The organism is Sulfurimonas sp. (genome assembly GCF_026988655.1).
Taxonomy (GTDB): domain Bacteria; phylum Campylobacterota; class Campylobacteria; order Campylobacterales; family Sulfurimonadaceae; genus Sulfurimonas.
Window position 1 is genome coordinate 1 of the sequence record NZ_JALSKT010000063.1, and the last position, 10469, is coordinate 10469.

12 protein-coding genes and 2 tRNA genes are annotated in these 10469 nt (G+C 33.5%); 10 read left to right on the plus strand and 4 right to left on the minus strand.

What is annotated here, in order from left to right; all coding sequences use genetic code 11:
* The first annotated feature begins 117 nt into the window (after nucleotides 1-117).
* A complete protein-coding gene (locus tag MV052_RS06730) occupies nucleotides 118-297 on the plus strand; it encodes a hypothetical protein (protein WP_297442243.1) in 180 nt (59 codons plus the stop codon).
* On the plus strand, nucleotides 290-1033 hold the full coding sequence (locus tag MV052_RS06735; RefSeq protein ID WP_297442244.1) for a transporter: 744 nt from the start codon (nucleotides 290-292) through the stop codon (nucleotides 1031-1033). Before MV052_RS06730 ends, MV052_RS06735 begins: the two co-directional genes overlap by 8 nt.
* Here MV052_RS06735 and MV052_RS06740 read toward each other — a convergent pair.
* From MV052_RS06740 to MV052_RS06755, 4 genes are all read right to left on the minus strand, one after another.
* Complete coding sequence (locus MV052_RS06740) at nucleotides 1030-1791, minus strand: HAMP domain-containing sensor histidine kinase (RefSeq protein WP_297442246.1); 762 nt, start codon at nucleotides 1789-1791, stop codon at nucleotides 1030-1032. The genes MV052_RS06735 and MV052_RS06740 overlap by 4 nt on opposite strands.
* A 187-nt stretch (nucleotides 1792-1978) precedes the next feature.
* On the minus strand, nucleotides 1979-2650 hold the full coding sequence (locus MV052_RS06745) for a response regulator transcription factor (protein ID WP_297442248.1): 672 nt from the start codon (nucleotides 2648-2650) through the stop codon (nucleotides 1979-1981).
* Between the two features lie 164 nt (nucleotides 2651-2814).
* Nucleotides 2815-2889, minus strand: a tRNA-Gln gene (locus tag MV052_RS06750).
* Nucleotides 2890-2908: 19 nt separating this feature from the next.
* Nucleotides 2909-2985, minus strand: a tRNA-Met gene (locus MV052_RS06755).
* A 166-nt stretch (nucleotides 2986-3151) separates the two neighbouring features.
* Between MV052_RS06755 and MV052_RS06760 the strand changes: the two genes are divergently transcribed.
* The 8 genes from MV052_RS06760 to nspC are packed head-to-tail and all read left to right on the plus strand — an operon-like array spanning nucleotide 3152 to nucleotide 10314.
* Nucleotides 3152-4189 carry a bifunctional 3,4-dihydroxy-2-butanone 4-phosphate synthase/GTP cyclohydrolase II gene (locus MV052_RS06760; RefSeq protein ID WP_297442250.1) on the plus strand — a complete coding sequence of 346 codons (1038 nt, stop codon included), beginning with the start codon at nucleotides 3152-3154 and terminating at the stop codon, nucleotides 4187-4189.
* A complete protein-coding gene (locus tag MV052_RS06765; protein ID WP_297442252.1) occupies nucleotides 4186-4911 on the plus strand; it encodes a DUF695 domain-containing protein in 726 nt (241 codons plus the stop codon). Before MV052_RS06760 ends, MV052_RS06765 begins: the two co-directional genes overlap by 4 nt.
* A gap of 1 nt (nucleotide 4912) precedes the next feature.
* On the plus strand, nucleotides 4913-6760 hold the full coding sequence (locus MV052_RS06770; RefSeq protein WP_297442254.1) for an MFS transporter: 1848 nt from the start codon (nucleotides 4913-4915) through the stop codon (nucleotides 6758-6760).
* Nucleotides 6747-7118 carry a diacylglycerol kinase gene (locus MV052_RS06775; protein ID WP_297442256.1) on the plus strand — a complete coding sequence of 124 codons (372 nt, stop codon included), beginning with the start codon at nucleotides 6747-6749 and terminating at the stop codon, nucleotides 7116-7118. The genes MV052_RS06770 and MV052_RS06775 overlap by 14 nt, the downstream gene beginning before the upstream one ends.
* A 3-nt stretch (nucleotides 7119-7121) precedes the next feature.
* Complete coding sequence (locus MV052_RS06780) at nucleotides 7122-7565, plus strand: patatin-like phospholipase family protein (protein WP_297442258.1); 444 nt, start codon at nucleotides 7122-7124, stop codon at nucleotides 7563-7565.
* Nucleotides 7566-7574: 9 nt separating this feature from the next.
* Complete coding sequence (locus MV052_RS06785; protein ID WP_297442260.1) at nucleotides 7575-7955, plus strand: hypothetical protein; 381 nt, start codon at nucleotides 7575-7577, stop codon at nucleotides 7953-7955.
* Nucleotides 7955-9151 (plus strand): saccharopine dehydrogenase family protein, encoded by a 1197-nt coding sequence (locus MV052_RS06790; RefSeq protein WP_297442263.1) that lies wholly within the window; start codon nucleotides 7955-7957, stop codon nucleotides 9149-9151. The genes MV052_RS06785 and MV052_RS06790 overlap by 1 nt, the downstream gene beginning before the upstream one ends.
* A gap of 14 nt (nucleotides 9152-9165) precedes the next feature.
* A complete protein-coding gene (gene nspC / locus MV052_RS06795; RefSeq protein WP_297442265.1) occupies nucleotides 9166-10314 on the plus strand; it encodes a carboxynorspermidine decarboxylase in 1149 nt (382 codons plus the stop codon).
* Nucleotides 10315-10469 lie beyond the last annotated feature (155 nt).

A 10469-nucleotide genomic window follows, 5' to 3' on the forward strand; every position in this document is an offset into this window, starting at 1 on the left:
TTCTGCAGGATTAGAAGTTACATCTCTACCATGAAAAAGAATAATATTGCTGTTCTACAGGGACTTAAAAGTGCTTTAGATGGAAAAGCTTACACTCCTGTTGGGGTTGGGTGCTGAATGGTTACGATTTTTTCAAGAAATCTTTTTATATACTTTAGTGATGAATACAAGATTGAAGCATATAGAGAACTTCAGAAAATATCTAAAAATGAATATACACAGATTGTTTTAGGGCATGCGGATATATCGAGTAAATTGGCAAAATATATTAAAAAAGGAGAATTTTATAATGAATAAAAGTTTAATAAGTGGGATACTTTTTTGTTTATGTAGTTTGCAATTGAGTGCAGATGGAACAGATACAATAGTTCCTGACAGACCTGGATTTAGCACAGGAACATATACTGTGCAGCCTGGAAGATTAAATGTTGAAGTTGGGTATGATTACACCTATAATAATACTACAAATACACAAACAATGCCTTTGGCGGTTTTACGAACAGGTATAAGTGAAGATTTAGAGTTTGACTTTATGTGGGATGGAATTTACATAGAGAAGAGTTCTTCATCTGAGATACAATATAGTAAAATAGTAACGGTTGGAGGAAAGTATCGTCTTATAGAAAATGATACATATAATATTTCATTAATGGGATTAATAGGAGTGCCAACAGACACTTCAAACAGTAAAAATATGGAATATTTTGCAGGATTATTATGGGATTATGCCTATAGTGATTTTTTATCTTTCTTTGGTACTTTGCAATCAACTTCTTATAAAGATAATAATCTAAGAGTTTATGACATTGAACTGGCGATTGGCAGTTCTTTTGTGCATACAGATAAGCTTTCTACATTTTTAGAGATCTATACAATACAACCACAGCAAGAGCAAATAGAAAAAGAAGATTTTATGGACGGTGGCGTCATGTATCTTATCTCCAAGAATATACAAATTGATATGAATATAGGGTTGGGACTCAATAGTCATTCTGATAATTATATAGGTGCCGGTGTAGCAATACAGTTTTAAAAAGGTATCTTAAGAAGAATGAGTGTGCCTTGGTTTATTTTTAAATCAATATGGTGAATCTCAAAAATAGAGTAAGCAAGTGCCAATCCTATGCCATAACCTTCAATATTTTCTTGATCTATTTTACCTCTGTAAAACGGATGCATAATGAGCCTTTTGTCTTCTTTTGTGATTCCAAAGCCATTGTCTTTAATAATACAATAAACATAATTGCTTTTTTTGCGAAGTGTGATACCTATACAGCCATTTAGGTTACTATATTTGATTGCATTGTCTACAAGGTTGGTTATAGCAAATTTTAATAAAACGGGATTTGCATGCATTGAAATGACAATACTAATATTTTCTTCGATTGTAATCTTTTTTTGTTTTGCATACTCTTTTTTGCTCTCAATAGCAGTTTGAATAATTTCATGTAAAAAAACTCGCGTCATGCTTTTTTTGATATTCTCAGGGTTCTCATTAGAAAGCAGTAAAAGCTGCTTAGAAATATCTTCAAGCTCTTGTACTTTATTTAAAATATTCTTAATTACAGGTGTCTGTTTATTAAAAAAATTGATCTCTATATCGTTGCGAATTACTGTTAGTGGTTTTCTTATTTCATGTGCTATATTAGCATTAAACTTTTTTTTATTTTCTATTTTATGATGAAGATATGTTATGGTATGGTTTGTTAAGTTGATGAAGTTTTGTAGATTACTATCGTATAATTTTTCATAGAATGTAGGCAGAGGCTTGTCTTTAAGATACTCTTGCATTTTTTTAGTTATATATAAAATTTTTTTTGTATCCTCAATACTTCTTAGTTGCTGTATTATTAGATAGATAAAAGTACTAATAAAAATGAGACTAAATGATATTTTATATTCTAAGAAAAGATCATTAAAAAATAGAAGAATCAAAAATAAAACAACAAGTGTCAATAGAAGATATAAAGTTAATAATTTAGTCTTCACTCAGTTTATACCCTATGCCTCTAACTGTTTTAATAAGATCTTTGCAATGTGCCTCTGCTAATTTTTTTCTTAGATTGTAGATAGTCGCATTGAGTGTATTAACATCGAAGTTATCACTCAACCCCCAAATAGTTTCAATAATAGCTGTTTTTGAAAGAACATGATTCACATTTTGTGTAAGTAGAACTAAAATATTAAACTCATTATTACGAAGTTCAATTTCAATTCCATTGCATTTAACTTCTCTTGACATAAGGTTTATAATAAAATAGTTTGTTTTTAGAATATGTGTTGCCACTTTTTGTTTTCTTTTTGTGAGTGTACGAACTCGTGCAATCAGCTCAATAAAATGAAACGGTTTTGCTAAATAGTCATCTGCACCACTGTTTAAACCTTCAACCCTATCGTGTACTTCAGCTTTAGAGGATAAAAATAAAATAGGTGTAGCATCTTCGATATCACGAATATATCGACATAGTGCAAAACCATCACCATCTGGTAGATATTTATCTAAAATAATCACTGAAAAATTATTATCAAGTAAAGTAGATTGTGCTTCTTTAATGCTATTGACATAAGAAAGTTTATATCCCTCTTCTAAAAAACCTTGATATAATGTTTTACACAATTCTAAATCATCTTCTACTAATAAAATATTCAATATTGTACCTTTTTTTATTTTTTAGTTTAGCATAATAGTGTTAATTTTTATTGAATTTTTGACTGAAACTGTCAGCTGAATTGTCAGTAAAAATGGCGTAAAATTAGCTGACATTTACAAAGTCAGTAGCTTGAAAGTGCCTATTTTAGGGGATTTGAGAGTTGTGGATGGGGTAGAGGGATTCGAACCCCCGAATGTCAGCACCAAAAGCTGATGCCTTACCACTTGGCGATACCCCATCATTTGTGTAGATAAAATTGGTTGCGGAAGCTGGATTTGAACCAGCGACCTTCGGGTTATGAGCCCGACGAGCTACCGAACTGCTCTATTCCGCGGTGTTTAAACACATTCACTCTGTGTTTGTGAGCGAAATTATAGACAAAAATATTTTTAATGTCAAGGGTTTTTGTAAAAAAAGTGAAATTTTTTTTTGACCTCTTTTTAATGAATAATTTTATATAATCATACGAAGAAAATTTAAATACTAATAAAGAAGAAAATATGAAAGCGATTGAGAGAGTTTTACGTGCAATAGAAGATATAAAAAGAGGCAAGATGGTCATCATGATTGATGATGAAGATAGGGAAAATGAGGGCGATTTGGTCTATGCTGCTGCATTTTCTACTCCTGCACATGTAAACTTTATGGCTATGCATGCGAGAGGTCTTATTTGTGTAGCACTTAGCCGTGGTATTGCAAATAGATTAGAATTAAACCCAATGGTCAGTTCTAACACATCCTCTTATGAAACTGCGTTTACAGTTTCAGTAGATGCTAAAACTGCTCTAACTGGTATCTCTGCAAAAGAGAGAGATGATACGATCAAAATTCTGGCGAATCCTATCGCAAATGCTGATGAGCTTGTCAAACCAGGACATATTTTTCCTCTTATTGCAAAAGAGGGAGGAACGCTGATCCGCACTGGACATACTGAGGGTTCAGTAGACTTGTGCCGCTTAGCAGGGCTAAGTGAAGCGGGTGTAATTTGTGAAATCATAAAAGATGATGGGGAAATGGCTCGCCGTGATGATTTGGATGTTTTTGCAAAAGAGCATGATTTACATACGATATTTATCTCAGATATTGTTGAGTATCGTTTAGCAAATGAAAGACTTATTAAAGAGATAGATGTTCAAGAGATAGAATTTTTTGGTGTAAAAGTTACAAAACATACTTTTGAAGATCATGATGCAACACAGCATACTGCTATATTGTTTTATAGTGCGGGTGAGATTGCAAATGTTAGAGTTCATAATGTTATTCCTGATTGTGAGTTATTGCTTAACCAAGATAAATATAATCATCTTATAGGATCAATAGAATATCTAAAACAAAACAGTGGACTTCTAGTCTTTATTAATAAGGCGCAACACCAAGATAATGCGGCTATGAAAGAGTTTGGAATTGGTGCACAAATCATTAAGTCATTTGGAATTTCTAAAATGAATCTTCTTACTTCTATGAAAAAGACTGATTTTGTTGGACTGAGTGGTTTCGGACTTGAAGTAAATGATATTATAGAAGTTGAAAAGATATGAGAGAGTCATTTAAAAGAATAGAAGAAGATGCAGGTGAAATCTACATCGAAGCGGATATGTCTGCATATGCTTATAGTGAACGTTACAGCTGGCTTTTTAGTGTTTTTATAAAATATGATAGTCTCGAAGAGAGTAGTGAAGGATTTGAAGATTTTTTAGAAACGAAAGAGTCCCTAATTATAGCGATAGAACATGATGAAAAAGCAAAATATGTCGGTAGTCGAGTTGTTGATGGTTGGAATGAACTCTACTTTTATGCTGATGATTCTAAAAAGTTGGATATAGCTGTTGCGAAGATGCTGAGTAATAGTGGTTATATTTATGAAAGTAACATTGTCAAAGATAATAAATGGGATTTTCATTATAAATACATAAAACCATCAGAACTTGAACTCGCACACATTCAAAGTGATAAGATAATCTTTTTACTCGAAGAAGAAGGTGATCAAATACAAGAAGTTCGTACAGTAGAGCACTATCTCTCATTTACGACACCAACACAAAAAGAAAAATTTATAGCAGAGCTTCCATTTGAGGGTTTTGAATTCAAAGATGAGATAAGCAGTGATGATTTTGAACATGCAATAGCGGTGATTAAAGAGCATAATGTAGAACATGAAGTAGTACAAAAAGAGGTCAAAGCACTTTTTGATGCTGTTAAGAAAGAAAAAGGCTTTTATGAAGGCTGGAGTACACTTCTAGTTGAAAAACAAAGCGATTAATATGCAAAAAAAAGAGACTGTTTTTGCTGTTGGTGGAATGATAAATTATATTTTAGTTGTATTTTTTAATGCCTTTACCGATTTGGGGCATAAGATAGTGATTCAAAATACGATCTTTAAAGTTTATGATGGTCAAACACAAATCATTTTAACAGCTATTGTCAATGCTTTAGTTTTACTCCCTTTTATTTTAGTATTTTCTCCTTCTGGATTTTTAGCAGATAAATTTGCTAAAAATAAGATCATGGAATACTCTGCAGCCTTTGCAGTTGTTATAACTCTAGGTATTACATACGCTTACTATCATGGCTATTTCATAGCTGCATTTACTTTAACTTTTTTGCTTGCTATGCAAAGTGCCATCTATGGTCCTGCAAAATATGGATATATCAAAGAGCTTGTTGGTGTGAAGTTTCTAAGTGCAGGTAACAGTATCACTCAGGCGACTACAACTGTTGCAATACTCGGTGGTATTATTTTTTATACAGTTTTATTTGAGGGAAGATACCAAGAGAATCTTACAACTGAGTCAGATATACTTCAAGCAGTTGCACCTCTTGGCTGGCTTTTGGTTGGGGGTTCTGTGATAGAGTGGTTTTTAGCTTCAAGACTACCAAATAAAATGCTAGAAGTCAGTAAGAAGAAATTTCAAATGAAAAAATATATTAGTGGTCTGTATCTCCTTAAAAATTTAAAAACTATCACACGAAAAAAAGAAGTCTTTGAAGCCATTATAGCTCTGAGTCTATTTTGGTCTATTTCTCAAGTTGTATTGGCAGTTTTTGGTGAGTATGCAAAAGATCAACTTGGCGTGACAAATACTATCTTCGTTCAAGGTGTAATGGCACTCGCTGGCATTGGCATCGTTATCGGATCCGTTATCGCAGCGAAGCTTTCAAAGTACTATATTAACCTTGGTCTCGCAGGTTTTGGTGCCATTGGCATAACACTTATAGTCTTTTTTATTCCTTTTATAAGCTCTATGGGTCTTATAGCTTTTATGTTTACAATGTTTGGTGTATTGGCTGCGTTTATCTTAGTTCCTTTAAATTCTCGTATTCAGTATCTTGCAGCACGTATCCATCTTGGGACTATTCTTGCTGCAAACAATTTTATTCAAAATATTTTTATGTTTTCATTTTTAATGATGACAACACTTTTTGCTTTTTTTGGTATGAATGCTGAACTACTTTTTTATTTTATGGGTTTTGTTGGTTTGGCACTTGTTTATATTCTTTTTAAAAGATATACAGTTGATATCTTCTGGAGTGTTGTTGGTTTAATAGTACGTTTACGACATAACTACGTATATCATGGACTGGAAAATATTCCTGCAGATAAAGCAGTTCTTTTATTGGGTAATCATGTAAGTTGGATTGATTGGATTATGATACAACTACCATTAGAAAGACGTATCAACTTTATGATGGACAAAGATATTTATCACTGGAAATTTTTCCATGCCTTTTTTAAAAAAGGGGAGGCAATTCCTCTTTCTCCAAGGGCTTTTAAAGATGCTTTAAATGAAGCACATAAAAGACTCTTAAATGGGAGTGTAGTCGCTATATTTCCAGAAGGCGAAATAAGTAAAGATGGTGAGTTTACGAACTTACACAAGGGATATGAATTAATTCCTAAAGATTATGATGGTGTGATTATCCCATTTTACATTGACAAGGGAATTTTTGGCAGTTCTTTTGCAAAATATAAGCCAGCAGATACTAAACGCAGCTTATTTAAACGAAGAGTAGTCAATATCTACTTTGGTTCAGCACTAGATAAAGAAACCTCAAGTAGTGAACTAAAATCAATATTAATGCAAATGAGAAAAAAATATGAAACTAAATAAACCAAAATATTCTCTTTATAAAAATGGAATGTATGCCGTTGATGGCTTTATAGACATCATTAAAAATGAATCTTCTTTCAAGTTACAACTTTTGGGACTTTTAGGATTTGGCATTTTTGCCTGGAGTTTACCGATAAGCTTTGGTTATGCAAGTATTTTATTTATCTCTTTATTTCTTCCTGTTTTAGCTGAAATAGCAAATAGTGCTATAGAGCGAGTGGTTGATTTGGTCACAAGTGAGTATCATATTTTAGCCAAACAAGCAAAAGATGCTGGAGCGGCAATGGTGCTACTGAGTCTGATAATTACATTTTTAATTTGGGTATTTACACTTTTAACTGCGTTTGACATGGTTTAAAATATGCTAAAAGGCTTTTTTCTTCTTTTGCTTTTTGTTTCTTTGTTAAACGCAGTACAAAGACCAAAAATAGCTTTGGTTCTTAGTGGTGGCGGCGCACGAGGCGGGGCGCATGTCGGTATACTTAAGGTGCTTGAAGAGAACAATATCCCTATAGATATGATAGTAGGAACAAGTATGGGGTCTTTTGTTGGTGGACTTTATGCTGCGGGAGAGTCACCTCAAGAGATAGAAAATATTTTGATACAAAGTGAATGGGAAGAGTATATCAACACTGATTTTAATCGACAAAATATTCCTATGAGAAGAAAATATTTAGATTATACTTATCCTGGGCGACTAGGAGTTGGTATAAATGCAGCCAATCAACTTGTATTTCCAACTGGAGTTTTAAAAAGAGAGCTTTTACTACTGAAGTTTATGAAAGAAACATCAAATGTGACTTAATGAAAAAATATGGAAATACGTATAAAAAAAAATGACAATGATATTCAACGACTTTTTGGAACATTTACTTTAGGTGGTTTGTTTAATCTCTCTGGTTATGTTCCTTATTCTTTTTTTGGAGACAATCTTTTTTTAAGTGTGCTAAAATATACTTACGAAATTAAAAACGGTGGTTTTTTTGGTAGCTTAAATTCCCCTTTGTATGCAGGATTTTCATTGGAAAATGGACAAACTTGGAATCAAGGTGAAAAGATACAATTTTATAATATGCATAAATCAGCTACAGTGTATGTTGCTGCAGATACCTTTTTAGGTCCATTTTATTTTGCACTTGGTACATCTGATGATGGACAAAAAAGTGCTTATCTTTATTTAGGAGAAAAATTTTAATGTCAAATAATAAAAAAACAACGTTAATAATTGGTGCGGGCGGAGTAGGTCGTGTTGTAGTGCATAAGTGTGTACAAAATGCAGATGTATTTGGACATATTGTCTTAGCAAGTAGAACCTTATCTCGATGTGAGACAATAAAAAATGAACTGCCAGATGCTGATATTGAGATAGCGAGTGTAGATGCTGATAATACGCAAGAGATTATAGAGCTTATTAACAAAGTAAACGCAGCGATTGTCATTAATGTTGCTCTGCCGTATCAAGATTTAACTATTATGGATGCTTGCATAGCGACAAAGACGGATTATCTCGATACTGCAAATTATGAACATCCTGATGTTGCAAAGTTTGAGTACAAATTGCAGTGGGAGCGTGATGCTGCGTTTAAAGAGGCAAATAGTATGGCATTGCTTGGTAGTGGATTTGACCCCGGTGCCACAAATATGTTTTGTGCTTATGCTCAAAAACATTATTTTGACGAGATTCATACTATTGATATTCTTGATTGTAATGCAGGTGATCATGGTTATGCTTTTGCAACAAATTTTAATCCAGAGATAAACCTTCGTGAAGTCTCTTCAAATGGTAGATACTGGGAAGAGGGCAAGTGGATAGAAACGAAACCAATGGAAATCAAAATGGTTTGGGATTACCCTGAAGTTGGGCCTAAAGATTCTTATCTTTTGTATCATGAAGAGATGGAATCTTTAGTCAAACATATCAAAGGACTCAAGCGTATACGTTTTTTTATGACATTTGGCGAGAGTTATTTAACACATATGAAGTGTTTGGAAAATGTAGGGATGCTTGGCATTGAGCCAGTGGAGCATCAAGGACAAAAGATTGTTCCTATGGAATTTTTAAAAACCCTCCTCCCTGATCCAGCTTCACTAGGTCCACGCACAAAAGGTAAAACAAATATCGGTATCGTAGCTGAGGGTATCAAAGATGGTAAAAAAAGAAAGATCTATATTTATCAAGTAAGTGACCATGAAAAGTGTTTTGCAGAGGTAAACTCTCAAGCTGTCTCATACACTACCGGTGTTCCAGCGATGATAGGTGCAAAACTTATGCTTGAGGGTATTTGGAAAAGGAGTGGTGTGTTAAATATGGAAGAGCTTGATCCTGATCCATTTATGGAAGAGATGAATAAGCAAGGGCTTCCTTGGCAGGTTAAAGAGCTAGAACTTTAAGAGTATACAGTAGAATGAATGAATATAGTAACATTAAAACACCTGCTTATGTTTGTGAAGAAAGCCTTTTAGAAAAGAACCTTCAACTACTAGGATATGTACAAAAAGAGAGTGGAGCGAAGATAATCCTAGCACTCAAGGGCTTTGCTATGTGGAGTACATTTTCTTTGGTCTCAAAGTATTTGCGTGGCTGTACAGCAAGTGGCTTGTATGAAGCAAAACTAGCACGTGAAGAGTTTTGTAAATACAACAAAAATGCAGAAGTTCATACCTACTCGCCAGCATTTAAAGAAGATGAGATTGATGAAATAGCCAATATCTCAGATCATATCGTGTTTAATTCACCTGCACAACTTAAGAGATTTGCTTCTCGAGTCAAAGAGATAAATCCAACTATTGAGATATCACTGCGTTTAAATCCCGAAGTCTCTTCTTCTCCTGTAGATATTTATAATCCTTGTGGGCTTTACAGTAGACTTGGTACGACTGTAGCTAATCTTGATGAGAGTATAGTAAGCTTGCTTGATGGTTTGAATTTTCATGCTTTATGCGAACAAGATGTTGATGCGCTTGAAGCTGTTCTTACTGCGTTTGAAGAGAAGTTTTCTCCTTATATTAAAAATTTGAAATACATTAATTTTGGAGGAGGGCATCATATCACGAAAAAAGGCTATGATGTTGCAAAGCTCATAAGGATTATAAAAAACTTTAAAAGTAAATACGATGTAGATGTTTACTTTGAACCTGGGGAAGCTGTCGGATGGGAAACGGGCTTTTTAATAGCAACAGTTTTAGATACCTTTACAAATGGAATGAATGTAGCAATTTTAGATACTTCAGCAGAAGCACATATGCCTGATACTTTGGCTATGCCTTATAGAGCAGAAGTTCGTGGCGCTGGAGCAGCAGGTGAAAAAAAATACACATATCGTTTAGGTGGAAACACTTGTCTTGCCGGAGATATCATGGGTGATTATTCTTTTGATAAACCTTTGCAAATCGGAGATAAAATTATCTTTGAAGATCAAATTCACTACACATTTGTAAAAAACACCACCTTTAATGGTATAAAACTCCCATCTTTGATGATCAAACGCAGCTCAGGAGAGCTTGAACTTGTCAAAGAGTTTGGGTATGAAGATTACAAAAGGAGACTCTCTTAAAAACAAGTATTTATTAAAAATTATTTCAATGTTGATAAATGCTTACTAATATTATAATGCACCCCAAAATCAAGACCAGTAAATCAAATATTTTAATTTCACCTCTCTATGATACCAGTGGTAACAGATTTACTCCTTTTTCATCTAAATTATTA

Excerpts from the sequence above, each read along its gene's own strand:
- MV052_RS06770 (WP_297442254.1), top strand. The coding sequence starts at position 4,913 with ATGCAAAAAAAAGAGACTGTTTTTGCTGTTGGTGGAATGATAAATTAT.
- MV052_RS06780 (WP_297442258.1), top strand. The coding sequence starts at position 7,122 with ATGCTAAAAGGCTTTTTTCTTCTTTTGCTTTTTGTTTCTTTGTTAAAC.
- MV052_RS06730 (WP_297442243.1), top strand. The coding sequence starts at position 118 with ATGGTTACGATTTTTTCAAGAAATCTTTTTATATACTTTAGTGATGAA.
- MV052_RS06760 (WP_297442250.1), top strand. The coding sequence starts at position 3,152 with ATGAAAGCGATTGAGAGAGTTTTACGTGCAATAGAAGATATAAAAAGA.
- MV052_RS06735 (WP_297442244.1), top strand. The coding sequence starts at position 290 with ATGAATAAAAGTTTAATAAGTGGGATACTTTTTTGTTTATGTAGTTTG.
- MV052_RS06775 (WP_297442256.1), top strand. The coding sequence starts at position 6,747 with ATGAAACTAAATAAACCAAAATATTCTCTTTATAAAAATGGAATGTAT.
- MV052_RS06740 (WP_297442246.1), bottom strand. The coding sequence starts at position 1,791 with ATGCAAGAGTATCTTAAAGACAAGCCTCTGCCTACATTCTATGAAAAA.
- MV052_RS06790 (WP_297442263.1), top strand. The coding sequence starts at position 7,955 with ATGTCAAATAATAAAAAAACAACGTTAATAATTGGTGCGGGCGGAGTA.
- MV052_RS06785 (WP_297442260.1), top strand. The coding sequence starts at position 7,575 with ATGGAAATACGTATAAAAAAAAATGACAATGATATTCAACGACTTTTT.
- nspC (WP_297442265.1), top strand. The coding sequence starts at position 9,166 with ATGAATGAATATAGTAACATTAAAACACCTGCTTATGTTTGTGAAGAA.
- MV052_RS06765 (WP_297442252.1), top strand. The coding sequence starts at position 4,186 with ATGAGAGAGTCATTTAAAAGAATAGAAGAAGATGCAGGTGAAATCTAC.